The organism is Brevibacterium sp. CBA3109 (assembly GCF_040256645.1).
Lineage (GTDB): Bacteria > Actinomycetota > Actinomycetes > Actinomycetales > Brevibacteriaceae > Brevibacterium > Brevibacterium koreense.
Genome location: NZ_CP158281.1, coordinates 3,058,578 through 3,084,630, shown reverse-complemented (window position 1 = coordinate 3,084,630; position 26,053 = coordinate 3,058,578). Strand labels below are relative to the sequence as shown.

24 protein-coding genes and 1 pseudogene are annotated in these 26,053 nt (G+C 62.9%); 16 read left to right on the top strand and 9 right to left on the bottom strand.

Annotated elements, in window-relative coordinates:
* Window positions 1-17: 17 nt before the first annotated feature.
* Together AAFP32_RS14160 and AAFP32_RS14155 are read left to right on the top strand one after the other, a co-directional pair.
* Complete coding sequence (locus AAFP32_RS14160) at window positions 18-1,448, top strand: APC family permease (protein WP_350269664.1); 1,431 nt, start codon at window positions 18-20, stop codon at window positions 1,446-1,448.
* A 100-nt stretch (window positions 1,449-1,548) separates the two neighbouring features.
* Complete coding sequence (locus AAFP32_RS14155) at window positions 1,549-1,944, top strand: universal stress protein (protein ID WP_350269663.1); 396 nt, start codon at window positions 1,549-1,551, stop codon at window positions 1,942-1,944.
* On the opposite strand, the gene AAFP32_RS14150 is transcribed toward AAFP32_RS14155, so the two are convergent.
* A complete protein-coding gene (locus tag AAFP32_RS14150; RefSeq protein WP_350269662.1) occupies window positions 1,895-2,797 on the bottom strand; it encodes a hypothetical protein in 903 nt (300 codons plus the stop codon). The two genes, AAFP32_RS14155 and AAFP32_RS14150, sit on opposite strands and share 50 nt — an antisense overlap.
* 444 nt (window positions 2,798-3,241) lie before the next feature.
* On the opposite strand from AAFP32_RS14150, the gene AAFP32_RS14145 reads away from it, so the two are divergent.
* A complete protein-coding gene (locus AAFP32_RS14145) occupies window positions 3,242-5,467 on the top strand; it encodes an HNH endonuclease signature motif containing protein (protein WP_350269661.1) in 2,226 nt (741 codons plus the stop codon).
* Between the two features lie 279 nt (window positions 5,468-5,746).
* Window positions 5,747-6,820: an LLM class flavin-dependent oxidoreductase gene (locus AAFP32_RS14140; RefSeq protein WP_350269660.1), complete on the top strand. Its 1,074-nt coding sequence runs from the start codon at window positions 5,747-5,749 to the stop codon at window positions 6,818-6,820.
* A gap of 2 nt (window positions 6,821-6,822) precedes the next feature.
* On the opposite strand, the gene AAFP32_RS14135 is transcribed toward AAFP32_RS14140, so the two are convergent.
* Entirely contained in the window at window positions 6,823-7,065 is a 243-nt protein-coding gene (locus tag AAFP32_RS14135) for a hypothetical protein (RefSeq protein ID WP_350269659.1), read from the bottom strand.
* A 128-nt stretch (window positions 7,066-7,193) separates the two neighbouring features.
* Between AAFP32_RS14135 and AAFP32_RS14130 the strand changes: the two genes are divergently transcribed.
* Window positions 7,194-8,282, top strand: coding sequence for a C40 family peptidase (locus AAFP32_RS14130; protein WP_350269658.1), 1,089 nt, complete (start codon window positions 7,194-7,196; stop codon window positions 8,280-8,282).
* Between the two features lie 199 nt (window positions 8,283-8,481).
* On the opposite strand, the gene pepN is transcribed toward AAFP32_RS14130, so the two are convergent.
* Window positions 8,482-11,337, bottom strand: a complete 2,856-nt coding sequence (pepN, locus tag AAFP32_RS14125) for an aminopeptidase N (RefSeq protein ID WP_350269657.1) — start codon at window positions 11,335-11,337, stop codon at window positions 8,482-8,484.
* Between the two features lie 30 nt (window positions 11,338-11,367).
* Here pepN and AAFP32_RS14120 point away from each other — a divergent pair, with 30 nt between their 5' ends.
* A complete protein-coding gene (locus tag AAFP32_RS14120) occupies window positions 11,368-12,570 on the top strand; it encodes an FUSC family protein (protein ID WP_350269656.1) in 1,203 nt (400 codons plus the stop codon).
* A gap of 38 nt (window positions 12,571-12,608) precedes the next feature.
* Here AAFP32_RS14120 and AAFP32_RS14115 read toward each other — a convergent pair whose 3' ends face one another.
* Window positions 12,609-13,211, bottom strand: a complete 603-nt coding sequence (locus AAFP32_RS14115) for an XRE family transcriptional regulator (RefSeq protein ID WP_350269655.1) — start codon at window positions 13,209-13,211, stop codon at window positions 12,609-12,611.
* A gap of 65 nt (window positions 13,212-13,276) precedes the next feature.
* Here AAFP32_RS14115 and AAFP32_RS14110 point away from each other — a divergent pair, with 65 nt between their 5' ends.
* The 6 genes from AAFP32_RS14110 (at window position 13,277) to AAFP32_RS14085 (ending at window position 17,874) form a co-directional block, all read left to right on the top strand.
* Entirely contained in the window at window positions 13,277-14,071 is a 795-nt protein-coding gene (locus AAFP32_RS14110; protein WP_350269654.1) for an AzlC family ABC transporter permease, read from the top strand.
* Complete coding sequence (locus AAFP32_RS14105; protein ID WP_350269653.1) at window positions 14,068-14,508, top strand: AzlD domain-containing protein; 441 nt, start codon at window positions 14,068-14,070, stop codon at window positions 14,506-14,508. Before AAFP32_RS14110 ends, AAFP32_RS14105 begins: the two co-directional genes overlap by 4 nt.
* A 251-nt stretch (window positions 14,509-14,759) precedes the next feature.
* The gene (locus AAFP32_RS14100; RefSeq protein ID WP_101620059.1) at window positions 14,760-15,089 is read left to right on the top strand and encodes a DUF2516 family protein; all 330 of its coding nucleotides are present in this window, start codon (window positions 14,760-14,762) and stop codon (window positions 15,087-15,089) included.
* A 21-nt stretch (window positions 15,090-15,110) separates the two neighbouring features.
* Window positions 15,111-15,926 carry an alpha/beta hydrolase gene (locus AAFP32_RS14095; protein WP_350269652.1) on the top strand — a complete coding sequence of 272 codons (816 nt, stop codon included), beginning with the start codon at window positions 15,111-15,113 and terminating at the stop codon, window positions 15,924-15,926.
* A gap of 9 nt (window positions 15,927-15,935) precedes the next feature.
* Complete coding sequence (locus AAFP32_RS14090) at window positions 15,936-17,315, top strand: glycosyltransferase (RefSeq protein ID WP_350269651.1); 1,380 nt, start codon at window positions 15,936-15,938, stop codon at window positions 17,313-17,315.
* A 34-nt stretch (window positions 17,316-17,349) separates the two neighbouring features.
* On the top strand, window positions 17,350-17,874 hold the full coding sequence (locus AAFP32_RS14085) for a YbjN domain-containing protein (protein ID WP_350269650.1): 525 nt from the start codon (window positions 17,350-17,352) through the stop codon (window positions 17,872-17,874).
* A 40-nt stretch (window positions 17,875-17,914) separates the two neighbouring features.
* On the opposite strand, the gene AAFP32_RS14080 is transcribed toward AAFP32_RS14085, so the two are convergent.
* Window positions 17,915-18,496 (bottom strand): GNAT family N-acetyltransferase, encoded by a 582-nt coding sequence (locus AAFP32_RS14080; protein ID WP_350269649.1) that lies wholly within the window; start codon window positions 18,494-18,496, stop codon window positions 17,915-17,917.
* Window positions 18,493-19,544: pseudogene (locus AAFP32_RS14075) on the bottom strand (bile acid:sodium symporter family protein). The gene AAFP32_RS14080 and the pseudogene AAFP32_RS14075 overlap by 4 nt, the downstream one beginning before the upstream one ends.
* A gap of 129 nt (window positions 19,545-19,673) precedes the next feature.
* Here AAFP32_RS14075 and AAFP32_RS14070 point away from each other — a divergent pair.
* Window positions 19,674-20,417 (top strand): phosphoglyceromutase, encoded by a 744-nt coding sequence (locus tag AAFP32_RS14070; protein ID WP_101643135.1) that lies wholly within the window; start codon window positions 19,674-19,676, stop codon window positions 20,415-20,417.
* 25 nt (window positions 20,418-20,442) lie between these two features.
* Here the strand turns inward: AAFP32_RS14070 and AAFP32_RS14065 are convergent, their stop codons facing one another.
* Window positions 20,443-21,354 (bottom strand): LysR family transcriptional regulator, encoded by a 912-nt coding sequence (locus AAFP32_RS14065; protein WP_350269647.1) that lies wholly within the window; start codon window positions 21,352-21,354, stop codon window positions 20,443-20,445.
* 72 nt (window positions 21,355-21,426) lie between these two features.
* Between AAFP32_RS14065 and AAFP32_RS14060 the strand changes: the two genes are divergently transcribed.
* Window positions 21,427-22,377, top strand: coding sequence for an EamA family transporter (locus AAFP32_RS14060; protein WP_350269646.1), 951 nt, complete (start codon window positions 21,427-21,429; stop codon window positions 22,375-22,377).
* A gap of 20 nt (window positions 22,378-22,397) precedes the next feature.
* On the opposite strand, the gene phoU is transcribed toward AAFP32_RS14060, so the two are convergent.
* Entirely contained in the window at window positions 22,398-23,060 is a 663-nt protein-coding gene (gene phoU / locus AAFP32_RS14055) for a phosphate signaling complex protein PhoU (RefSeq protein WP_350269645.1), read from the bottom strand.
* Window positions 23,061-23,275: 215 nt separating this feature from the next.
* On the opposite strand from phoU, the gene AAFP32_RS14050 reads away from it, so the two are divergent.
* Complete coding sequence (locus AAFP32_RS14050) at window positions 23,276-24,646, top strand: sensor histidine kinase (RefSeq protein ID WP_350269644.1); 1,371 nt, start codon at window positions 23,276-23,278, stop codon at window positions 24,644-24,646.
* Window positions 24,643-25,326 carry a response regulator transcription factor gene (locus AAFP32_RS14045; RefSeq protein ID WP_350269643.1) on the top strand — a complete coding sequence of 228 codons (684 nt, stop codon included), beginning with the start codon at window positions 24,643-24,645 and terminating at the stop codon, window positions 25,324-25,326. The genes AAFP32_RS14050 and AAFP32_RS14045 overlap by 4 nt, the downstream gene beginning before the upstream one ends.
* A gap of 120 nt (window positions 25,327-25,446) precedes the next feature.
* Here the strand turns inward: AAFP32_RS14045 and AAFP32_RS14040 are convergent, their stop codons facing one another.
* Complete coding sequence (locus tag AAFP32_RS14040) at window positions 25,447-26,031, bottom strand: hypothetical protein (RefSeq protein ID WP_350269642.1); 585 nt, start codon at window positions 26,029-26,031, stop codon at window positions 25,447-25,449.
* Between the last annotated feature and the right edge of the window lie 22 nt (window positions 26,032-26,053).

The window sequence follows — 26,053 nt, the reverse complement described above, 5'->3', positions numbered from 1 at the left end:
AACACGGAGGAACCATCGTGAGCCAGAGTGAGAGCACCACCAAGGCGGGGTCGGGGGCCGAACAGCATCCGGAAACGCTCAAGCGGGTCATGGGCCCCAAACTTCTGCTCCTCTTCATCGTCGGAGACATTCTGGGCACCGGTGTCTATGCTCTGACGGGCAAGGTCGCCGGGCAGGTCGGTGGTGCTGGCTGGGCACCGGTCATCCTCGCCTTCGCAGTTGCGCTGATCACGGCGTTCTCCTATATGGAGCTCGTCACCAAGTACCCGACAGCTGCCGGTGCCGCGCTGTACACGCACAAGGCGTTCGGGATCCACTTCGTGACGTTCCTCGTCGCCTTCGCCGTCCTCAGCTCAGGTATCACCTCGGCGTCGACAGCCTCCAACGTCTTCGCAGCCAACATGGTGGCCGGGTTCGGATGGGACATGTCGGGCACGGGAATCATGTGGATCGCACTCGGCTTCCTGGCAGTCATCGCGGCGATTAACCTGCGCGGCGTGGGGGAGAGCGTCTGGTTCAACGTCGTGCTGACCGTGATCGAACTCAGCGGCCTGCTGCTGGTCATCCTGGTCGGCTTCTTCGCACTGGGATCTGGCAGCGCCGACTTCTCTCGCGTGATGATCTTCGAAACCGCAGACGACAAGGGTGTGTTCCTCGCTATCACCGGTGCGACCTCGCTGGCCTTCTTCTCCATGGTCGGCTTCGAAGATTCGGTGAACATGGTCGAGGAGACCAAGGACCCGAAAGTGTTCCCGAAGATCATGCTCACAGGGCTCTCGGTCACCGGCGTGATCTATGTGCTCGTCTCACTTGTGACAGTCGCCGCGGTGCCGATCGGCAAACTCTCCGAGAGCGAGACGCCGCTGCTTGAGGTCGTCAGAGCCGGTGCTCCGGGGCTTCCGATCGATGTGATATTCCCGTTCATGACGATGTTCGCAGTCGCGAATTCCGCGCTCATCAACATGCTCATGGCCAGCCGTCTGCTGTACGGAATGTCCAAGCAGAACGTGCTTCCGCCCGTATTCGCGAAGGTGCTGCGCGGACGCCGCTCGCCCTGGGTGTCGATCCTCTTCACGACCGTCATCGCCTTCGCCCTCATCATCGCGGTGACCACGCTGCTGCCGGAGACGGTGACCGCGTCCTTGGGAGGCACGACTTCGCTGCTGCTGCTCGCAGTGTTCGCCGTCGTCAACGTCGCGGTGCTGATCCTGCGGAAGAAGCCCGTCGAACACCAGCACTTCAAGGCACCGACCTACCTGCCCTGGATCGGACTGTTCACCTGCGCGTTCCTCGTCGGACCGTGGGCGCGCCTCGACGACCTGATCCAATACCAGATCGCGATTGCGCTGATCGGCATCGGCGTCGTCCTCTGGGCCGTCACTTGGATGTGGAACCGCTCGGTCAAGGGCGCGAGCACCAAGTTCCGCGACCCCGAGGAGCTCACATGATCGCGGAACTCTCCGGCGTGGGTACCGCAGCGTGTACCGCAGTGGGTGCCGGCGGTCCCTGTGCGTCACATCCAATCCGCTCAACAAGTGAAGGTGAAAAATGACCATCGTCGTGGGCTACGTCAACAATCCAGCGGGTCACGCGGCCCTCGACAGGGGGATCGCGGAGGCGAAGAAGGACGGCCGTGATCTGGTCGTCGTCAACGCTTCCCGAACATCCGATCGCAGAGATTCCTACCGCCTCGGCGAAGGGGAGATGAAGTCGGTCCAGGACTATCTGTCGCGCTCCGGCGTGCAGGCGCAGGTGCTGGCCCGCGGCAGCGAGTACGAACCCGCTGAGCAGATTCTGGATGCCGCCGCCGAGGCGGGTGCTCAGCTGATCGTGCTCGGTACCCGGAAGCGGACCCCGGTTGGGAAGTTCCTCCTGGGTTCGACGATCCAACGAGTCATCCTCGAAGCTGTCTGTCCCGTGCTCTGTGTGAAGGCCAGCCACTGAGCTGAGTCCGCCGTCGTGGGGCGCACGCCATCGGCGATGCCCACGCCGGCTGGGGTGCTTGTTGCGGCACGGAGCTCATGATGAGGTCGGTGTTGATCTGCGCCCCGACCACGACACCGCTGGCTGCGCTCGCCACCACCCTGGCCGAGATGTCTGCGCTGTTTCCAACCGCCCAGATACCGGGCACAGCGACTGCTCCGTTCGCCTCGGCGGGTATGGGCGAGCCCATGCCGATCGGGTGGTCGACGACGATGCTGCCGAGCTGCTCGAAGACTTCGCCATTCGCATGGAAGTTGGGCCCTACCGCCAGAGCGTCGACTGTCTTCTCCGAGGGGCCGGAATCGGTGCCAGCACTGGTGCAGTGAAACGTGACACCGGTTCCGTTGTCGCGCGATGTGACACCGGTTCCTGCCTCGGTACGTTCCACCGCTTCGACTGCTGCGTCGACGTAGGCGATGCCAAGCCAGTCGAGCATTCTCATCTGTGCCTGTGCCTGTGCCTGTGCCTGAGCCTGAGCCTGATCTGGTACTGGAGCATTGTGTCGCAGAAAGGTGCCGCGGTCGCTGAGTTGGCTGGGATGTCGCTGAGTACCTCGTCGCAGCTGGAGCCTGGACAGCGCAAGCCCAGGTTGGAGGCTCTCCTGCCGTTGGCAAGCATCCACGGGCCACCTCTCGACGAGCTCTTCAGAACGCCGTCGATTGGAGACCAGCGAATTCACTTCACGCCACAGGAGATCAACGGCAGGGCCGTCCTGCAGCTCAGCCGAGGAGCCATCGGCGTCCAGGCGTCCAGGCGTCCAGGCGCTCAAGCACATCGCAGACGGCAGCCAGACACCGAAACTCGGCGTGCCCAAGACACACCCCGGATTCGACCGGGTCTGCGTGATCAGGGCAGACTCAGCCTGATTTCGGGCGACAAGTCGATGGCCCTGAACGGCAGGGGAGGCCGCTGAATTCGACACTGGCACCCCGTAGTGGTTCGGAAGCGCGGTGGAGCCCGGTGCGGAGAATCTGAGCCTATTCAGCCCGGAGGGACAGCGCGTTCACCTCATGAGATGACGTCGCCGAGGTTGCTGTGGGCTCGGTCTGCCAGCTGAAGCGGCGGGCGGACAATTGCCACATTCTGCCGGAGTCCGAGTCCGAGTCCGAGTCCGAAGAGAGCGAGAGATCGAAAGTAGTCGAATAGTCTAATGAAAAATCTAAAAAAATAGAACATAACTATAGACAATGTGTTTCTGATGAGAGTAAAATGGGACTCAAGCGGACAACACAGTAGTTGACGAATGGATTCCGAGATCATGACTCTCACCCCCGACCGCAGGCGCGACAAGCAGGACAGGCGTGACGAACCCGCCTCGTCCGCTGTGCCGGGCGGTGAGGTCGAGGTCAATGAGGGCAACGACTCTCCGACCTATCGAGAGCTTCTGCGCGGCGCCGGCTTCGACCTTGATGGTCACCCATTGGCAGATCGTTTCGACGAAGTAGCCACGCAGCCCCCGAATGATTTCGAATTCGCCGATGCAGAGCATCCTGTGGAGCCCACACAATCGACCGAACCCGCGAACTCTGGCGAGCCCACAGAATCTGAGCAACGAGCTCGTTGGGCTGGCCGCAACCTGTGGGAGGCGAGCGTTGACGATCTGGACGCGAAAGCCGAACTCAAGCGTCGAGCAGTAGAGATCGACGCTGAAAAAGACGAGTGGATGCGAAGGAAGGCCGCGGAGGCTGAAGTTGAGCGCACTGCCAGCGAGTGCGCCTCAGATAGTGGCGAAGACGACGACTGGGTGGCCTTCCTGGGTACGCAGCCCACGGCTGAATCGAACCGTGAAGAATCGCCGTACCGTCCACGACACGTCTGCGACACGGACTCCGCTTCAGCTCGGGGCGCTGCCTCGGACTCGGGCGGTGTCCCTATTTCGGGGCATCCTCTTCTTGACGAGCACGCCTGGGGGAGCTTGGCGCGCATCGCTCCGGAAGTTGTGGACAGTATCCAGGGACTTCAGTCCTTCGTAGGCGACCTCCAGTCGTTGAATCGTCTGATGGGCCCCGAAGATGCGATAGCGGTGATGGACGGGCTGGAGACCGTCAATCGTTTGGTCGAATCACTCTCAGTCGTGACTCTCTCCGTCTTCGAGCGGGTGGGGACTCCCCGAGACTACGGGGCGAAGTCGACGAAGGCACTGGTCCAGAACCGTCTCAACCTCTCCGAACGAGAGGCGTACCGTCGCTCTGACCTTGCCGAGCATCTGGGCAACCAGGTGAATTTCAGCGGCCAATCGATAGGCCCGAAGTTTCCTGTGGTGTCGGAGGCCTTGCAGAACGGATCGCTCTCATCAACGCAGGCCAGCACAATCATCGGATGTTTGAAGGACCTTCCACTTCAGGCAAGTCAGGATGAGCGTCTCGAAGCGGAACGAATCCTGGTCGAAAAGGCCCCGACGGTGCGTGTGAAGGACATCCAGCAGCTGTTCAACGAGATCCTCGGATGGCTTGACCCGGATGGCGAACTTCCAGACGAGGCCCCAAGACGTGATCACCTCTCGGTCAGCCTGCGCCAGCGAAAAGACGGAACCTGGGCACTTAAAGGAGTCCTTGATGCCGTAACGGGCGGCATCATGAGCGGACACCTCACCTCCCGGATCAAAGCTGACGACAACGAGAGCTCAACTTCGGACAAGCAGCGTGATTCGGCCACAGACACGGCCTCGCTCTCCGCGGGCACCACCTCGGCAGCGGACCAAGAAGTAGTCGACGTATTCAGCCAAGTCCTGCGAGGCGATCGATCTGACGCGGTAGACCCCTCGCTGGATCTCGGCTTCGACCATCAAGTCAGTGACGCGCTTGGAGAAGCGAAGGACGTGCGCACCACGGATGACCGCGATGTTCCGCCCGGATACGGAGTGAGGGAAGACGGCTCCACGGTGGCAATGGCTGGTCGCCAACCGAGCGTGAAGAACAGAATCTATGAACGATTCGCCACGATGATCGGCCGGATCGAAATGAATCGAGTGAGGGCGGGTTCGCCCTTCGCGCTCGTGGTCACGGCGAAAGCAGAGGACCTTGCGAAGCAGTCCGGTCGCGCCGTCACCGACGCAGAGGCATCATTTCCGATGCAGACGGCCTCCTACGAAGGCCTGAACGGTTCGGTGTTCTTCCACCTCATGAGCGAGAAGACGAAGAGCATGGAACTTGCCACCGAGAGACGATTCGCCACCTCGAAGCAACTGGCGATCCTTTCCAGCAGAGACCAAGGCTGCACGTTCCCCGGTTGCGACACCCCACCTGGATGGTGCGATGCCCACCACATAGTTCCGTGGGCGAACGACGGCAAGACCGATGTCAACAATCTGACACTGGCATGTGGGTCTCACCACCATCTGATCGACGATTCGGATTGGCACACCGTGATGCTCAAGGACGGTCGCCCTGCCTGGGTGCCACCTGCGTCGATCGATCCCGCTCGGCGCCCGATCTTGCACGCACGATTCATTGCTAAAGAGATCACCGATACTCTCTTCGACTAGTGCCAGTTGGATTGGGCAGGGGAGAGGTGTGCCGCTGCCTGCGACCAGTCCACCCCGTGCCCCGTGCATCCGTGCCCTCTGCTGCCTGCAGCTAGCTTCCGCCGGTAGAGTCAGGTCGAGAGCAAACGCGAGAGTCCGGGCGAGAGCAAACGCGAGAGCGAAGCCGCGAGCCAGGGTGAGCACACGTGGTCACCAGGACGTGAGCAAGGTCAAGTGGTGAAGTTACAGGTCTCGCGGGCGATCAGGAATGAAGCTCGTGGGGCAGCTGTTGCCTTGGTTATGGAGCTTTCTATTCTTGACCTTGTGCCGGTCCGTGTCGGACAGAGCACCTCAGATTCCTTTGCAGCCTCCCACGAACTGATTCAGTCCGCGGACAAGCTGGGTTACACCCGCTACTGGGTTGCCGAACACCACAATATGCCATCGATCGCCTCAACGATGCCGGGCGCTGAACTCATGTACCTCGGTCAGGGAACCGAACGCATTCGCCTCGGATCCGGCGGTGTGATGTTGCCCAACCACGCTCCTCTGGCAGTTGCGGAACTCTTCTCCCTCCTCGCTGCGGTCTACGGTGACCGTATCGACTTGGGGATCGGACGGGCACCCGGCACGGATCCGATCACCTCGGCGGCTATGAGGGGCCACCTCGGCGAGGGGCGAATGGTTGACCGTGAGGGACGAACCGTCGACCCCGTCGAGCAATTCCCGCAACATGTCATCGACACATTGAGCCTGATGAAGCCCGAGGGGCTGCGTGTTCCGCTCCATGGTGGCCGTGAACACGTTCTGCACGCAACCCCGGCGGCCGTGCCGGGAACGCAGCCGTTGCCGTGGCTGCTGGGCTCATCCGGTTACTCCGCTCGGCTGGCTGCCGAGCTCGGCATGCCCTATGTCTTCGCCAACCACTTCGCAGCTGGTGCCACGACCGGAATGAAGATCTATCGCGACAACTTCGTCCCGGGCGCCTACGGTGATAAGCCGCAGACTTTCGTCACGGTCAATGCTGTGGTCTCACCGACCGAGGAAGAAGCGCAGCTGCGCGCGGAGCCGTTCTTGCTGCAGATGTCTCGCCTGCGAACCGGCGGGCGGATGGAACCACTGCGATTGGCCGGCGACGACGTGCGATCGGTCAGGACAGATCAGGAGCGTATGGTCGGCGAAGAGATGTCTGAGAACTGGATCATCGGCGACGCCGCATCTGCCAAGGTCCAACTCGAGGAACTCGCCGGCCGGTTCGAGGTCGACGAGATCATGATCCAGCCCGTCGCAGGAGCGATGGAAGGGGAGGGGCTGCGTCAGGACGCTGCGAGGATACAGTCTCTCGAGCTGCTGGTAGCGGAGTTCCTCAACTGATATCAATGACCTGGGTTGGCGACAATGAGCCGGCCTGAACAGATCATGCTGAAGTGAAGGCGACGCCCCGCACCGGGTGCGCTGCCTTCAGCCGCAGAAAACGCCCGAAGTCTCATCTCTATATCGATTCGGACAAGGGCACTTCTTTTCAGCGCCGCATCGCGATATCCTGCCACAGTGTCGACGTTGTTGCCTGCTTCCAAGCGGGCGGTAATATTGGCGCTGTGCGGCGCTTCGATGCGCATGGGTTCGATCGATGTCGACCACAGATTTCGATACCGGTCGATGCCATGTGCGGCGGATCACGCATACCGAATGACCTTCGGAGACTTCCCCCACGCGGGCGTGACACCCGCAGACCGAAAGAGAAATAATGCGTACCAAAATTGCTGTTTCGGCGGCACTTGGACTCGGACTGGTATTCGGCGCAGGAGCCCCTGCGCTGTCGAGCAACCTGACGTCGACCGATAAAGAATCTGTAACCGATTTGGAAGCTGCAGTCGTCCCGGGCCAGGAGCTTGAGCGGATCACTGACGGCAAGATCGAAAAGGGCGAAACGGCCTACGTCGATGTCACTGTCGCCACTCTGTGGACCGATTCGACCGCGCCCCGGAAGGTCGACAAGCCTGCCCTCGGCCATCCGGTCGACCTCGACAAGTGGAACAAGAATCTGAAGAAGACCGATGTGCGACGCGGCCTGACTGGCAAGGTCGAAACCCAAGCCTCATATGGTGCCGAAGTCACTGTTCTCAAAACCAAGGGCGAGTGGGCCAAGGTCGCGGTCAAGGACCAGTCGACCTCCAAGAACAAGAAGGGCTACCCCGGCTGGGTGCCGAAGAAGCAACTGGTCGAGAACGACCGATTCGGGCAGCTCAAGGACGACCAGCCCCGCGCGGTCGTCACGAAGAAGAAGAGCGAACTCGAAGGCATCGAATTCACCAAGGACACCGGTGCGGACGTCAGCTTCAACGTGGATCTTCCGCTCATCGCCCAAGACGTCGACGATGTGCGCGTGGCGCTCCCCGGCGGCGGCGCTGCGTGGATCGACTTCGACGACGTCGCCGTCTACGACACCGATAGCAAGCCAGCGAAGCCCAGTGGCTCTGACCTCGTCAAGACTGCGAAGCAGTTCGACGGTCTGCGTTACCTGTGGGCCGGTGTCTCGCCCTACGGCTTCGACTGCTCGGGCTTCACCTACAGCATCTACCGGGCACACGGCATCGACATTCCCCGCGACTCGGGAGAGCAGGCCACAACCGGCAAAAAGGTCTCCGAAGGTGACCTCAAGGCTGGCGACCTGCTGTTCTTCTCGACCAGCTCGGGAACCGTCCATCATGTGGGAATGTACATCGGCGGCGGCAAGATGATCCATTCGCCCAACGCGTCCAAAGACGTCTACGTCAGCGACTGGAAATCGTGGGACACCGGCAATGAGTTCTCCGGAGCCCGCCGAATCATCTGAGTGAGAGGTTGAGCGGTCGGTTGTTCCCCGCCCGATGCCGCCGTCACAACACAGAGCGAAGGCCGATGCCCCACATGCAACGGGGTGTCGGCCTTCGTTCTGTATTGTCATACTCCTGCCCGGTAGCTGCAGCAGAGTCGGCAGCTCTGGTATCAGATCAGCGGCTACAGCCGACCGGCCAGGTCAACTGAAGTGACAGTCAGTGGCGTGAGTTCTGGGTCGATTTGAGATAGATCGCCCGAGCCAGATCGTCGCGCCGTTCGATGAGCAGCCGACGCAGTGCCGCCGGGGCATCGCTGTGCGCGGCCAGCCAGGCATCGGTCTTCTCGACCGTGGCCTCTTCGTCAACCGACCAACGCGGGTAGAGCCCGAGCACCAGGCGCCTGGCGATCTCGATCGAGTTGTCGGCCCAGAAGCCGGCAAGCCGCGAGAAGTACTCATCGACATAGTTTTCGATGAGCGGCATCGACGTGGGGGCCACAAAACCGGCGATGATGGCCGAGAGCACATCGTTGCTCAGCGCAGCCGCTTCGTTGATGACCTCCCACGCACGGATCTTCACGATCGGCAGCGGCATGGCCGCACTCGCCGTCTCTGCGTGGAGGCGACCCGATGAACTGGGGTCGGACTGGTTCTCTCGAGCGATGTCGGTCTGATCGGCCCACCCCAGGCACACGAGCGCGGTCAGTGCGTTCCACCGCAGAGCATGATCATTGAGCAAACCCTTGAATGGCAACGACGCCGCGTGGTCCGGAGCATCAGGTTCAGACCCAGCAGCATCTCCAGCTTCAGTGTGGCTCCCACCCGTTGGGGTGGTTCTCTGCTCAGCCGGTGCGCTCGGGGTCAGACGTTCGATCTCCTCCCCGACGGGAACGGCGAGGATCTGCGAGGCGAAGCTGCGGCCCATCGTGATCGCGGCACTTGCCTCAAAGCAACGTGCTGTACGCGACGTGAGAGCAAGAACCAGGTTCGCCAGATGCAGCTGAGCGTCCGAACCGGATCTGGCCGTAGCCAAGGCGTCGAGAGCAGCGCCCAACAGGCCGGAGATTGCGGTTTCGAAGTTCCTCTTCGAGACCCACTGATCCAGGCAGGTCAACGCCGTCTGGCTCAGCCCGGCCATGATGCCGGCATGGCTCTCCTTACCCAGGCTTCGGGCATAAGCCGTCAGATACCGCTGCACGGGGAGGAGGCCATCGCGAACGGCACTGTCCAACGCCGACCACACCAAAGCCCTTGAAAGCGGGTCGGCGATCCGGGACACCGACTTGATCGCGGCCTCCGTCGATGCCGGATCCAACCGCACGCGCGCATAGTCGTGATCGGCGTAGTTCACCAGCGTGATATCGCCGAGGGTGCGCCCAGCGAGCTGCTCCACCTCGGCGGATTCGGTGGAGAAGTCGAAGGCGAAGGTATCGATGGGGACCAGCTTGCGCCCCGATCGTCCCAGTGTGGCGATCTCGAGCGTGTGCGGGCGCAGCAGCTCGGCACCGCGAGCCGAATCGGCCTGAGTGATCCTCGCGCCGGTGATGCTCTCTCGTCCAGAGCGTCGTGCAGACGATGAGGCGCCGCTGACATTGCGGCTGCCGTTTGCGCTGGTGCTCGCCTTGGCACTGCCGGCACCAGAGCCGCTGGCTGTCGTCAGCTCCAGTGACAGCTCGGAGACTCCCGAGGTGCCCAACCAGGCACTGGCCCAGGTGGCGATGTCCCGGTCTGGGGCCGCCTCGGCGAGGCATTCGAGGAAGTCGGCGAGCTCGGTATTGCGGTAGTCGAACCGTTTGAAGTACAGACGCGAGCCGGCGAAGAATGCCTCCCGGCCGACGAAGGCGACGAGCTGCTTGAGCACGGACGCACCCTTGGCATAGGTGATGCCGTCGAAATTGAGCTTCGCTGCCTCGACATCGGGGATGTCGGCGACGATTGGGTGCGTAGTCGGATATAGATCCTGCGTGTACGCCCACGCCTTGCGACGCAGTGCGAAGGTCACCCAGCCGTCGGTGAAGCGGGTTGCCTCAGCCAGCGCCAGCCCGCCCATATAGTCGGCGAACGACTCCTTGAGCCACAGGTCGTCCCACCACTTCATGGTCACCAGATCGCCGAACCACATGTGAGCCATTTCGTGCAGAATCACGTTGGCACGCGACTCGTAGTTCGCGTCGGTGACCTTGTCCCGGAAGATCAATCCGTCGGTGAACGTCACCAGCCCAGGATTCTCCATCGCGCCGAGGTTGTACTCCGGAACGAAGATCTGATCGTATTTGCCCCAGGGGTAGGGGTAGTCGAACTCGGCGCTGAAGAAGTCCAGCCCGGCCTTCGTGATCGAGAAGATGTCGGAGGCGTCGAGGTGATCAACGAGGCTGGCGCGCGTCCATGCGCCCAGGGCGACGACCTCGCCCGTCGAGGGATCCGTCCATTCGTCGGTCGCGCCCTCGTAGGGGCCGGCGGTGATGCACGTGATGTAGCTCGACTGCCGCAGCGTCGGAGCGAAATGATGAGTGACCGCGGCGGAGTCCGTGTCGACCGTCTCTTGGCTCGTCTCCTGGCTGGGCCCCTGACTCGTCTCAGGTCGGTTCGACAGAACCTGGAAGTGCTCGGGGGCCGTCACGTTGAAGATGAACTCCGCCTTGAGGTCCGGCTGGTCGAAGTTCGCGAACACACGGCGGGCGTCGGTCGGTTCGTACTGAGTGTAGAGGTAGACCTTGCCGTCGGCAGGATCGGTGAAGCGGTGCAGCCCTTCTCCCGAGGTGGAGTAGTAGGCCTGCGCCTCGATCGTCAGGGAGTTCTTCCCCGTGCGGACGGGGAATTCCACGCGCGCCCCGTCAAACACTTCGGCTGGGTCGAGCGTCTCACCATTGATCTGTGCGAATGTGACCGAATCCGCGATCAGGTCGATGAATGTGCGGCAGTCGGCTCGAGCGTTGAACTCGACGACGGTACGTGACAGATATGTCGGAGCCCCAGTTTCCGCATTGCTGACGTCGATGTCGACGGTGTAGGTCGAGACATCGAGCACTTGGGTACGGCTCTGTGCTTCGTCTCGGGTCAGGTTGGTTGTCATTCATAGCCTCCTCGGCGCACAGACTTTAGCATGTCACAATTCCGGTACGCTGGGTACAGCGAAGGCGAGCATGAAGGGGGACTGATGGCGAAGTCCGAGGTCAGCGAGCTGCCCCAGCGCGCCTTCAACACTGTAGTGCATCGATCTCGGATGGGCCTCAAGCGCGTGCAGGCCAACGCCGGGCAGCTGATCCAGATCCCGATCGCGGCCACCGCGGCCTATGCCTTCAGCGTCTACGTCCTCGGCCATCCGTATCCGTTCCTCGCAGCCGTCGCCTCTGCCGTCGGCATCGGTCCGGTCGCAGACCGTCGTCTGCGGCGAGCGACTGAGATCGGCTTCGGCGCAACCTTCGGCGTGCTCGTGGGCGAGCTCCTCGTCAACGTCTACGGGACAGGGATCTGGCAGCTCACAGCGACCCTTGCTATCGGCCTCTTCATCGGCACGATGCTGAACTCCGGCGGCATCTTCATCACTCAGATCGCCGTCCAGTCCGTCTACGTCGTCGTGGTCCCTGCCACAGCCGCCACCTTGCCGTTTCCCCGCACCCTCGATGCCCTCACCGGGTCCGTGTGTGCGATCCTTCTCGCGCTCATTCTTCCGCGCGACCCCCGCAAAGTCCCACGTGGTCTGGCTGCGAGCATGCTCGACGAGATCAGTGCAGTCCTGCAGATGATGTCTCGGGCTCTGGCGGACTCCGACGTCGCACTCGCCAAGCGGGCGCTGACTCGTGCTCGTGAGACCCAGGACATCATCGACTCCTGGGGCTCCTCGCTCAAAATCTCGAGGGAAGCGGCGAAGATCAATGCCAGAGGCAGGCGTCATGCCGCCGAGGTGACCCGGCTGTCCCGTGCTCACACCCATTCCGATCGTGCCATGCGGACCATTCGAGTCATCGCCCGCAGGGTCGTAGGCATCACCGAATTCGGTGTGGAGAAGCCGATCATCGCCAGTTACGTCGGTTCGCTGTCCGAAGGGTCGAAGAAGCTCGAGGTTGCGCTGCGCAGAGGAACCGATCGGGCCCTGGCAGAAGCGGCGTTGGCCGAGGCCGCCTCCAGCCTGGATCCCCGGGCGGAGGAAAGCTGGGATATCCACGACGAGTCTCTTGTGCTGCTGTTGCGCCCGGTCGCAGTGGACCTCCTCGAAGCTTGCGGGCTGACCAACGCGGACGCCCAGAGCCGACTTCCCTCGCTCAGCGAAGACATGCGAGATACGGACGAACCGCCCGCGGAGTGACCCTCGAGCCGCCGAGGTGAGCAAAGATGCCAGAAAGCTCAGCGGCTCTCGACGATGAACACAACCGTCGTCTCCGGCTTGAGTGCCGTAAACGTGTGTGGCTGGTCGCCCGGGTATGTGAGGTAATCGCCGACGTGGAGTTCGTAGGACTGCCCGAGCACCTCGATGCGAGCCGCCCCCTGTCCCAGGATCACGTGCTCGACGGTGCCGACGGGGTGTGGCTGTGAGTCTCGCGGCTGACCCGGATCGGCCCGAATGAAATAGACGTCACGCCGGGCATTCGCCGGAGATGCTGAGAGCAGAGTCGCAGCATAGTTCGAGGTGTTCGACGGCAGGCTGGGCAGGTCCTTGGCATGCAGGAGTGCGACCTCATGCTGTGGGGGATCGAGCAGTCTGGCCAGAGGGATGTCGAGCGCGGCCGCCAGCGCCCACATCGTCTCGACGCTGGGATTTCCGGTCCCTGCCTCCAGGCCGGACATGGTCGACTTTCCGATCCCCGCCCGACGAGCAACCTCGGAGAGGGAGAGGTTCGCGCGCGCCCGCTCCCGCTTGATGGCGACTGCGATCTGCTCGCGCGGAGGTGAGGCCGACGAGGGGTCACCAGGCTCGACGTGGGCCTCATCGCGTGGTTGAGAACTCATGAGTTCACTATAGCGACAAATCGTTCGGCTTGACGAACAAGACGTGACTGTGCACTATATAGAACATGAGTTCTGTGTTTCGCACGATCGATCGAGTCCTGCCGGGATCGACCTATCGTGATGTCGCCATCGTCACGGTCACGATCATCGCGGTGGCCCTGTCCTACGGGGCGATCTCGGCAGTGTCCGGATTCCCCTGGTGGCAGACGCTGCTGCTGGCGATGTTCGCCCTCGGCGGTGCCGCGGAATTCACTTTCGTCGGCGTGATCGCGGCGGGCGGAGCACCGATCCTTGCGGTGCTGGCAGGTCTGCTCGTCAACTCACGGAACTTCGCCTTCGGCGTGGCCGTCGGGCCGTTCTTCCCACAGGATTGGCGGGCCCTCATTGCGGCCCACTGGATCAACGACGAATCGATCGCCATTTCCAGAACGGTCGGCAATGATCGCGCACGGTGGCACGCGTTCCTCCTCATGGGTGCCGCCATCGCCCTGATGTGGCCGAGTGGTGCCATGGTCGGGCAGTGGCTGGGCAGTGTCATCGACGCCGATCTTCTCGGCCTCGATGCGGCCTTCCCGATCATTCTCTTCTGCCTCATCCGGGGCGATCTGAAGAGTAGGTCCACGCGCTCGCTGACGGTTGTGGGCATATTCATCGCTGTCCTCCTGACTCCGATCCTGCCGCTCGGCCTCGGGACTGTGACCTCCCTGTCGGTGTTCGTGTTCGTGGCCGCCGGCTGGTCGATCCGGGCGGTCATCAGGAAGCGCCGAGGCAGCACTGCCCAGAGTGCCGCCAGCGCCGGACCTGCCCAGGCCGATGAAAGTGACGTCATCGATCTGGACCGACAGGAGGGGAGTCGATGAACCCGTTCAGCTTTCTCATTGCTCTCGCCGCGCTGAGCATCGGAACCTACGCCATGCGCTTGTTCGGTGTGAAACTTGGTGCGGCGATCGCCACGAAGGGCAAGCGGCGACAGCTCGCGACCACCTCGGCGGGGGCGGACGGAACCACAGGATCGGTCAACCCGGCAGAGGCCGTGGGGGAGTCTGGGGAGCTCGGGGAGCCTGAAGGTGACTCGACAGCGACGGTGACGAAGTGGATGGACCGGGCGACGGTCGTTCTCATCGGTGCGGTCTTCGCGACGACGGCGATCTTCGATGGTCGAGACATCGCGGATCCAGCACGGCTCATCGGTGTCGGGGTGGGAGTTCTCGCCTCAATCCTGCGAGTGCCGATGCTCATCTGCGTGCTGCTGGGCATGGGCGTCGGCGCAGGCATCCGAATGACCGGGATCCTGTGAAGGCCAGCGAACGTCAGAACGTGTGAACGCCAGAGCGCCTTACGGTCCCAATGCCGTGCAGTCCCAATGCCGTGCAGTCCCAATGCCGTGTTGTCTCAATGCTGTGGGGTCCCAATGCCGTGTTGTCTCAATGCTGTGGGGTCTCAATGTTGAGGCGGTTCATGTGCGGAGGGTGACTCGACAATGGGGATTCGCCCAGGATCCGAGCCGGCCCCGTGCCCGCAAGAGCTGTGATTGCTAGGCTGGATGGCATGGAAATCATTGCTGGCTTTCAGCGCATCGTCTTTCTCGCCTTGTCCGTCGCCGCCTTCGGTCTCCAACTGTGGGCGTTCATCGACTGCCTCCGCTACAAGGACCAGAACTACCGTGCCGTTGACAAGCAGAGCAAGAAGTTCTGGGTCATCCTCCTCGGCGTCGGTCTCGCGCTCGCCCTCATCGCGCTTCCGCCGATGGGCATGCGCATCATCTTCCTCAACCTGATCGCACTCGTCGCCGGCATCGTCTACCTCACCGACGTCCGCCCGAAGATCAAAGCCATCGACCCGCGCAATCGCAGCCGCAACCGGAACCACAGGCGCTGAGCCTGCGACGAGCACGCACAGATGACGAAAGACCTCAGTCTCCCGAGTGCCGAAACCGACTACATCGCCACCTTCGGCACCGGTGAGCCCCACACGCTCTTCGGCCACGGGTTCGCCGGCGCAATCCGCGACACCCGTCCCTTCGGCACAGGCATCACCGGCACCAAGCACTTCCTGCACCTTCCCGGCCACGGCGGCCGACCCTCACCGGGCCCGGGGTGGAACTATGGCCAGATCGCCGAGGCACTGGCACACGCCCTGACGTCCACCTCGGCGACACAGGCCCTCGGCGTCTCGATGTCCGCCGGCGGGCTCCTCCGCCTGCTCAGCACCACTCATCCGGCGGCCCGGAACCTCGAGCAGGTCGCCCTCGTTCTCCCTGCATCCTTCACCGGATTCTCCGCCGAGGTGGCCGAAGCCAACCATGCTCACCTGGAGAAACTGCGTGGCCTGGCAGCTGCCGGCGAGATCGAGTCCATCACGGACCTGATGCTTTCGCGCGAACCTGCCGAGGTGGCCGACCTCCTGCCGGCCAGAGCCTGGACCAAGACGAAGGCCGAGAACCTCGTCAACACGGACATGTCTGACGGGCTCGGCTTGGCTCTCGAGGTCGCCGTCGATGAGAGCGCGGGTGAAGACCCGCTGGGCGCTCTGGCCCGGTTCCCGGGGGAAGTGCTCGTGCTCACCCACGAGGATGACCCTGCACACCCGGTCGAGGTCGCCGAGGCGATTGCGGCCGCGATTCCCGAAGCTCGCTTGGAGGTCTTGCCGGCGGGCTCGATCCTGTGGCGCGGTCGCCACGAAGTTCGCCGTATCCTCGGCGAGTTCTTTGGCTAAACTGTCACCGTGCGCATATCCGTTCTCTCCCTCCACACCTCGCCCGCAGCTCAGCCGGGCCAGGGCGATGCCGGTGGCATGAACGTCTACGTCGACCAGTCGGTGCGCGCTCTGGCAGCCGCCGGGCACGTGGTCGACGTCTTCACTGCCGACCCGAGCGGCATCGACGGGCTGAGAAACAGCAACGGGCTGGGCGGGCGCGCCGACACCCTGCAGATTGCTGAGAACGTGCGACTCCACCAGCTGCCGATCGATGCGACAAGCAAGGATGAGCTTGCCGATGCCATCGACGAACTCGCGCTGCTCCTCCTGACCCAACCCAGCTTCACCTCAGCCGATCTGATCTGGGCGCACTATTGGATCTCCGCCGAGGCGGCACTTCGCGCTCAGGAGCTTCGCTCCGAGGAGACACTGGCACCGGTCGCCGCCGAGGCGACCAGATCAGGTGAGCGTCCGAGGGTCGTCGTGAGCATGCACACGATCGGCGCGGTCAAGAACCGCGACTCTGAAACCAGCCACGAACGGCCGCAGCGTCTGGAGGCAGAGGAGAGAATCGCCTCGGCGGTGGACCTGATTGTGGCCAACACCCCGGCAGAGCGTCGCGACCTCATCCACGAACTCGGCGCCGATGCGAATACCGTCGTGGTGGCCAGACCCGGCGTCGACCACGAACTGTTCTCCCCAGGCGATCGGGCCGAGGCCAGAGCTGACTTGAGGCTCGACCCAGACGAATTCATCGTCCTCTATGTGGGGCGGATGCAGTTCATCAAAGGCACCGATATCGTCGTCGACGCGATCTCCGGCCTGCGGGAGAACAACCCGCATCTGGCGTCGCGGACGCGTGGAATCCTCTTGGGCGCGGTCTCAGGTCAGGCGACTCCGACCGGATCTTCCCCGTACCTGCGTGAACTGAACTCGGCGATCGCCGCCGAACCCAGCATCGAGGTGCGACGTCCCGTCCCCGCGCACGAGCTCATCACCTACTACCGTGCGGCGGACATTCTTCTTGTCCCCTCACGCAGCGAATCATTCGGACTGGTCGCGGCCGAGGCTTCGGCATCTGGCTTGCCCGCCATCGCCTCGGCGGTGGGAGGTCTGCCCGACATCGTCGAACACGGGTATTCGGGCGTGCTCATCGCCGATCACAACCCGCGGCATTGGGCTATGGCGCTCGAACGGATGCTCCTCGACGACGAACTGCGGCGCGAGCTCGCATGTCATGCCGCCGACCGCTCAACTCGATTCGACTGGTCGGCCACGGCGGCGACGGTGCTCGGCGCCCTCGCCGTGCCGGATCTGACCCTGACCACGACGATGACTGGCACGGAAGAGACGACGGGCGCGGAAGGACTGGAGCCGAAGCCACGACTGGTTGGTCGCAACTGCTGAAGATTTCAATGATTGGCTGACGGAAGGACACATGATGGCGACCGAAACCGAGGCGATCCTGGCCGGAGTGAGGCAGTGGGCGCACGAGAACGAGGTCGAGGTCGACGCCGTTGAGAACTCGCAGATCGCCGTAGTCCTGCCGGGAGAGAAGAAGCTGAAGACGACCGTGTCGATCACCGTCTCTGCGCGAACGGTGGCGCTGCAGGCGTTCGTCATTCGCCATCCTGATGAGAACGCTGAGGAGTTCAATCGCTGGCTGCTGATCAAGAACATGAAGCCGGGTCCGGTGTCGTTCGGAATCGACACCCTCGGCGATGTGTATCTGGGGGCCAGCGTTCCCCGGGACCGACTTCTTGACGAACTCGACTCGCTGCTCGGAGCGATTCTGGCGGTCGCCGATTCCTCGTTCAACGAGCTTCTGCTCATCGGCTTCCTCACCGGCATGAAGAAGGAATGGGCCTGGCGGATCAGTCGGGGGGAGTCGACGAGGAACCTCGCAGCCTTCGAAGACGTCCTGAGTGGACCGGACAACGAATTTCTGGGGAAATTGGAAGGATGAGGATCGCACCATGACCACCACGACCAGCCGAGGTTGAACCTCAGTCCAGATCGAGCTTGAGCCCTTCATGACTGGCCTCGTAGCCGAGCCGTGCATAGAACCGCTGCGCATCCATGCGCGATTTATCGGTCGTCAGCTGAGCCAGCGATGCCCCGAATCGACGCCCGCAGTCATGAGCCCAGTCGAAGACCGCCGTGCCCAGGCCGAGGCCCTGCGCATCCGGCCCGATCCTCACCGCCTCGATCTGCAGTCGCGTCGAACCCCGTCGTGGCAGGCTCGGGATCAGCGTCAGCTGCAGGGTGCCGACGACGGCAGCCGACTGGGTGTCAGAAGTCTGCGCCTGCCCGCCGGCATGATGGTTCACAGATTCGTTGTTCACAGATCCGTTGCTGACGTCGTCAATGGCGACCAGAAGTTGATTGGGATCGGACTCGATGAGACTGAAGGCATGCTGGTAGCCGGCCTCTTCCTCGGCGTCGGCCCCCTCGCGACCGGCACCGAGGGCGTCATCGCGAAGCAGGGACACGAGGTCGCGCACATCGGAGCTGTTCGCACGCCGAATCAGGAACCTTCTGTCAGCGAGAGTGATCGTCGAATCGTCGAACCCGGAGAATCCGGTCACAGCGCTGACTCATGCGCGCGACTGTTCTCGGAGGCCTGCTCGCACGGCGGCGTTCCGTAGGGCCGACGTGCGAAGAGCGAGGCCAGGAGTGCGCCGGCAACGTTGTGCCAGACGCTGAACACGGCGCCGGGCAGGGCGGCCAAGGGGCCAAGGTGGAGGCGAGACCGGAGTTCTGCAGGCCGACCTCGAAAGACAGCGCGCGTCGGGTCGGGGTGTCCAGACGGCAGGCGGTCGCAACACCATAGCCGATGCCAAGCCCCAGAACGTTGTGAGTGATGACGGCCAGGAGGACGAGGAGCCCCGCCGAAGCGATGGAATCGGCAGAACCGGCGACGACGATCGCAACGATGTAGGCAATGGCAACGGACGCGAACCAGGGCAGGATCGGTGAGATCTTGTCGACGAACTTCGAGGCCACGACGCGGACCAGGACACCGACGACGACGGGTACGAGCACCGTCTGGCAGATCGAGACGAACATCGACCAGAACGGCACGTCCATGTATGAGCCGGCCAGCCACAGGGTCAGCAGGGGCGTGAGCACAGGGGCGAGGAGTGTCGACAGCGTCGTGACCGACACCGACAGTGCGGTATCGCCCTTGGCCAGGTAGGTGACAACGTTCGAAGCAGTCCCTCCAGGGGCGCAGCCCACGAGGATGACGCCGACTGCGATCTCGGCAGGAAGGTTGTAGACCGTGACGACCAGGAGGCCGAGCAGGGGCATTGCGATGAACTGTGTGACGACGCCGAGGGCGGCAATCCATGGCTTTTTCGCGATCCGAGCGAAATCCGGCAGTGTCAGTGTCAGACCCATGAAGAACATGACGACGCCCAGGCTCCACGTGATCGTGGGGGCGAGAGGAGTGAACGTGTCGGGGCTGAGGAACCCGAAGATCCCGGCGATGACGACGAGAACTGGCAGTGCAGTGACAGCGATGATCGAACTCCGGTCGGAGTTCGGCCGGTGGATCTGCGGGGTCGCGGATTGTCCCGCGTACGGGGTCGGTGACTGTGGGTTCGACGGCGGAGGTGTGGGGGCGTCAGGCATGCGCTCAGGCTATCCGTGCATATCGGAATGCAAGATGGCGTACCGAATAGTGAGAAAGTTCTCGGAAGCTCGTCGACCAGAGGGTGGGCGGCACTGTTCGCGTCGGCACGGTCGTGCGAAAATGGTGGCATGACGCATAACCTCATCCTGCTGCGCCACGGCGAGAGCGAATGGAACCAGAAGAATCTGTTCACCGGTTGGGTTGATGTGACCCTGACGGACAAGGGACGGGCAGAGGGCCAGCGAGCCGGCGAGCTCCTACGCGAGGCCGACCTCATTCCTGATGTCGTGTACACCTCCCGCCTCAAGCGGGCCATCCTCACCTCGAATCTGGCGCTCGAGGCCGCCGACCTCTCCTGGCTCGACGTCCATCGCAGCTGGCGACTCAACGAACGCCACTACGGTGCGCTGCAGGGAAAGGATAAGAAGGAGATCCGCGAGGAGTTCGGCGAAGAGCAGTTCATGACCTGGCGTCGCTCCTTCGACACCCCGCCGCCGGCCCTCGGCGACACGTCCGAATTCTCGCAGGCAGGAGATCCGCGCTACGCCAACCTCGGCGATTCCCTGCCTCGCACGGAATGCCTGGCCGATGTCATCGACCGCCTCCTGCCCTACTGGTACGACCGGCTCGTCCCCGAGCTCACCGTCGGACGTACCGTGCTCGTCGTCGCCCACGGCAATTCGCTGCGTGCCCTCGTCAAGCACCTCGACGGAATCTCCGACGCTGACATCACCGGCCTCAACATTCCCACCGGCATCCCGCTCCACTACGAGCTGACCGAAGACTTCACGCCGGTCAAGCCCGGCGGCACGTACCTCGATGCGGCTGCCGCCGAAGCCGCGATCGGTCAGGTCGCCAACCAGGGCCGCTGAGCCTCAAGGTCAGGGCCGCTGAGCCTCAAGCGCCCGCTCGCTCCTCGGCGACCGACTTCATCTGTTCAAGGAGAAGCGCGATCGCCGGGGATGAGGTCATCGATGATCGCCATACGAGATAGATCCAGCGGGCAATGCTGGGATCGTCGAGCTCGACGACGGCGACGTCCTCCGGCAGGTGCGGTCGGCCCAGCCTGGGCACCAGGGCAAGGGCACCGACCGCCCGCGCGAACTCGATCTGGGTGTCGTACTCCATGGCCCAGTACTCGACCCGCGGTTCGGCGTTGAGCGTGTCGAACAGGGCCGTAAGCCAGCGGTGGCACACGCCGTTGCGTGGTGCTGAGACGAAGACCTCGCCGAGGAGATCCTGACGAGTCACCTGTGCCCGCGAGGCCAAGTGGTGGTCGCGGTGCATGATGATATCGGCCCGATCGATGGCGATGAGCTCGGAGTTCAGCGTCGACGGCAGCGGGGGCAGGGATTCCCGCCAGTCGAAGATCAGGGAGGCGTCGATCCGACCGGCCGTGACCATGTCGATGAGTTCGTCGGGCTCGTCTTCGATATTGGTGATCGACAGTTCAGGTGCGATGGTCTTCAGGCGCGGCAGCGACGGCACCAGGACTCCACGGAGACCGGTCGAGAACCCGCCCACAGTGATGCGTCCACGCGGTTCTCCCGATCTCGCCCGAGCATCTGTCTCGAGGCCCTCGAGTTCCTGCAGCAGCTCGGATCCGCGACGGCTGAGCTCGCGCCCCATCGGGGTCAGTGCGATCCCACGGCCGGTGCGCTCGGTCACCGGGGCACCGATGTAGCGGGACAGCTTCTGCAGTTGGTGGCTGATGGCCGCCGAGGTGTAGCCCAGGGAGTCCGCTGTCGCAGTGACTGAGCCCACGGAGTCCAAGACGACGAGGGTGCGCAAGGCGAGTACATCGATCATCAAATTATCTTAACGAAACCATGCACGCTTGTTCAATAGAATTTTGATTGCGAACCTGTGAAACTTGACGATATGCGTCCCGTTCATTACCTGCTCGCCCTGCTCGTCGTCGTGCTCTGGGGCGTCAACTTCATCTTCATCGACTTCGGTCTGCGCGACTGGCCGCCGTTGCTGCTCGTCGCCGCCCGCTTCACCCTCGTCGTGATCCCGGCGATCTTCTTCGTCAAGTATCCCCGCGGAAGTTTCCGACGCATCCTCCTCATCGGCGTCTTCATGTCTGCGGGCCAGTTCGGGCTCCTCTACACAGCCATGTTCCTGGGACTGCCGGCGGGACTGACCTCGATCGTCATTCAGATCCAAGCCGCTTTCACGGTGCTCGTCGCGGCGCTTGTGCTCAAAGAATTTCCGAGTCGACGCCAGATCGTCGGCATCCTCATCGGCCTGTCGGGACTGTGCACCATCGGTTTGAGCCTCCAGGCATCGGTTCCGATCATCGCCTTCCTTGTCGCGCTCGCCGCGTCACTGTCGTGGGCGATCGGCAACGTCATCGCCCGCGGGGTCAAGAAGGGCACGAACGGTGTGCAGATGACCGTGTGGTCGGCCATCGTCGTGCCCGTGCCGCTGTTCGCGCTCTCGATTCTCGTCGACGGCCCCGCCGAGGTGACTCATGCCCTCGCGCACCCGACCTGGGCAGTCGCAGCTTCGGTCGTCTACACCGCAGGCTGCGCCTCACTTGTGGGTTACGTCATCTGGAATTCGCTGCTCGCGCGGTTCCCGGCATCCCAGGTGGCCCCGTTCTCGCTGCTGGTGCCGTTGGTCGGGGTGCTCTCGGCCTGGCTCGTCCTCGGCGACCGTCCCACCGTTCCCGAGCTCATCGGCGGAGCGCTCCTGCTCATGGGTGTCGCTGTCACGACCGGGGTTCTGAAGACCATTGCACGCAACATCAGCGGTGCGAACCGGAGGCAACGGAAAGTCATCGCCAGCGAAGAGCCCGAGATCGAACATTCGTCGACCTCGGGCTGATTCGGTGTTTGCCTCACACGTCACTTCTTCGACAGGTACGGCTCCCAGTTGCCCGTGAGCAGGTATTCGACCTTCTGGGACACTGACACCGCGTGGTCGCCGAAGCGCTCGTAGTAGCGCGAGAGCAGGGTGACGTCGGCGATGTGGCGAGGTGCCAGCGAGCCTGCCGGAGCCTCGGCGAGCTTGGCGAAGATGCTCAGGTGCAGTTCGTCGAGCTCTTCGTCGATCGCGTTGATCGTGGGCACTGCGGTCAGTCCCGGGTTCGACAGCAGGTTCTCAGTCGCCTCGGCGATCTTCTCTCCTGATTCGCCCATGCGGGTGAACGTGTCGGCGAAGTGGTCGGGGATCGCTGACTCCGGGTAGCGGATGCGCACCTGCTGGGCGATGTGGCGAGCCAGGTCGCCCATGCGCTCGAGAGAGGCGGACATCCGCAGGGAGCCGATGACCGCGCGCAGATCTGCGGCGACGGGTGCCTGGAGGGCCAACATCTCAGCGGCCTGCTGGTCGAGGGCGTACTGCATGTGGTCGATCACGGCGTCGGCTTCGATGACCTCTTCGGCCAGTTCGAGGTCATTGCTGCGCAGGGACTGGTTCGCCAGGCGCATCGCCGCGTGTACCTTGACGGACATCTCGACCAGCTGTGTGGCCAGGTCGTCCAGCTCATTTCTGAAGACTTCGCGCATGCCAACGGTTCCTTAATCTCGTGAATCTCTTGCCAGGCTGACGTGCCTCATAGTGTCCCGGGGCGGACAGCCGTCCGGTCAGGACAGGCACACTGTGTCAGCCTGTCACCAGCGAGTGAACGGTATCTGGCGTGCAGGTGAATTCCTGGGCAAAAGCGACGTTCTGGGGCTGATTCGGTGCGCCTGTGGAGCAGACTGCGCATAAGCTTGATGACGTGGACCTCTTGATCGTAGCGGTTCTGACCGGCATCGTCGGTCTGGGACTGGGCATAGCGGGAATTCTGGCGTTTCGTTTCAGCGAACGCTCCCGTGATGCTGCCGATCTGCATTCTGAGGACGACCTGCCGGAGGGCATCGCTGAGGTTCTGGCCGTGCTGCCCTCGGCCGCGATCGTTCTCGACGCCGGCGACGACGTCGTCAAAGCGTCCCCGGCCGCGTACACCTTCGGACTGGTCAGAGGGCATTCGCTGGCATCGCCCGAAATGCTGCGTATGGTTGGACGAGTCCGTTCCAGAGGTCTCATCGAAGAGATCGAACTCGAACAGAAGCGCGAGCAGACGGATTCGATCCTGCGGTTCCTCCATGCTCGCGTGGCGCCCTTGGGCACGGCCTTCGTTCTCGTCCTCTGTGACGACCAGACCGAGTCCAAGCGCGTTGACTCCATTCGGCGTGATTTCGTCGCCAACGTCTCCCACGAACTCAAGACCCCCATCGGCGCGATGTCCCTCCTCGCCGAGGCGGTCACCGACTTCTCCGATGATCCGCAGGCCGTCGAACGCTTCGGCGGTCGCATGCAGCGGGAGTCGAAGCGGCTGACCCAGCTGGTGCAGGAGATCATCGACCTGTCCCGCGTCCAGGACCACACGGCGCCGTCTGCGGCGGAGAAGATCTCGGCCGCCGAGGTGGTCGATGATGCCGCTGACCGTGCCCGTACCCGTGCTGAAGGCAAGAGCATCCACATCGAGGTCTCACCCCCGAGCAGACTGCTCATCGAGGGCAACTACGAACTCCTCGTCAATGCGGTGCGCAACCTCATCGACAACGCCATCAACTACTCACCCGACGGGACTCGCGTCGGCGTCGGCGTCGAGCTCGTCGATGAACGGGTCGAGATCTCCGTGACCGACCAGGGAATCGGCCTGTCCGCTCAGGACACCGAGCGTGTCTTCGAACGGTTCTACCGCGTCGACCCAGCGCGCTCGCGCATCACTGGCGGAACTGGGCTGGGGCTGAGTATCGTCAAGCACATCATTGCCACGCACGGCGGACAGGTGAAGGTCTGGAGCCGTCTCGGCAAGGGTTCGACCTTCACTGTTGTGCTCCCGCTGGCAGGCAACGTCTCCGATGACGAAGCGTCCTCCTCGGCGCCCGATGGGGTCCTGCTGAATCACTCGGCTCGGGCGGATGCCGGCGACGCAGGAACTGCTGAGGCAGCTGCCGGCGACGCGGAGCATGGCGTATCCGAAACCGGTGTCGATGAAGCCGCCGACCATGACACTGACGATGACAAGGGTGTCAGCACAGTGGAGAATGAGACAACCCAGGTTTTGAAAACCGGAAGCAAACAAAGGAAGCTCACAACGTGACTCGAATTCTGCTTGTCGAGGACGAGGACTCGTTCTCGGACCCTCTGTCGTACCTGCTCGGAAAAGAAGGATACGAGGTGAGCGTTGCCGATGACGGTTTGAAGGCTCTTGCGGACTTCGACCGCAACGGTGCCGACCTCGTTCTGCTCGACCTCATGCTGCCGGGAGTCTCCGGCACCGAGGTGTGTCGAGAGCTGCGCGCGAAGTCCAGTGTGCCGATCATCATGCTCACGGCCAAGGACTCGGAGATCGACAAGGTGGTGGGGCTCGAACTCGGCGCAGACGACTACGTGACCAAGCCCTATTCCTCGCGTGAGCTGCTGGCCAGGGTACGCGCGGTGCTGCGGCGCAACGTCGAATCGGAAGTCTTCGACGATGAGTCGGTGCTCGAAGCCGGGGGAGTCCGCATCGATGTCGAACGTCACGTCGTCAGCGTTCGCGGCGAAGAGCTGTCGATGCCGTTGAAGGAGTTCGAGCTGCTGGAGATTCTCATTCGCAACTCTGGTCGAGTGATGACACGCGGCCAGCTCATCGATCGGGTCTGGGGAGAGGACTACGTTGGCGACACGAAGACCCTCGACGTCCACGTCAAGCGTCTGCGTGCCAAGGTCGAGCAGAATCCTTCGGAGCCGCGTCTCCTCACCACTGTGCGCGGACTCGGCTACAAGTTCGAAGCCTGATCACCCGCAGAGTCTGACCTTTCGCAACGACGGTGCTCTCGCAGAACCGGGGATACTTCAAGGAGCCGCCCACATCGAGTGGGCGGCTCCTTGAAGTGTTCAGCTCTCGTGCGGCTGTGCTCAGCCGTTGGCGCCAGTGGCTGGCTCGCTCTGTTCACCGGACTGCGATGCGCCTTCGCTGGACTGAGACGCGTCGTCGCTGGGTGACTCCGTTGTCTTTTCGGTGGGTACGTACTGTTCGTAGTACGGCAAGCTGTTCGACAGAACCTGAGTCTGGATCGTCTTCTCGTCACTGCCGACCTTGACGGTGACATCGGCCAGGTCACCGGGCTTCGCCTTGAGGCTGTCCACGATAACCGGCTTCGACGATGTCGACGCCGAGCTCTCCGGGTCCTGAACGAAGGTCTCGCCGGGCTTGACCGACTCCGTCGTCTTCTTCCCACCGACGTCCAGGGACACCGAAGCCGAGGAATCGCCCTTGTTGATGAGCGTGAAGAACAGCTGGGCAGGGCCCTCGCCGGACTCGTCCATAATCAGCATCAGACCGCGAACCTCGACGTCTCCGACCGATCCCCATGCACCGTCACCGGCGTTGTAGTGGTATTCGGCGGTCTGGTGAGGCGACAGCAGGCTTGCACATCCGCTGACGGGGATGACGAGAGCGAGTGCGGCAACTGCGAGTGCCGCGCGGTTGTGCCGTTTCATTGTGCTCCTTGAAGTGGCAATA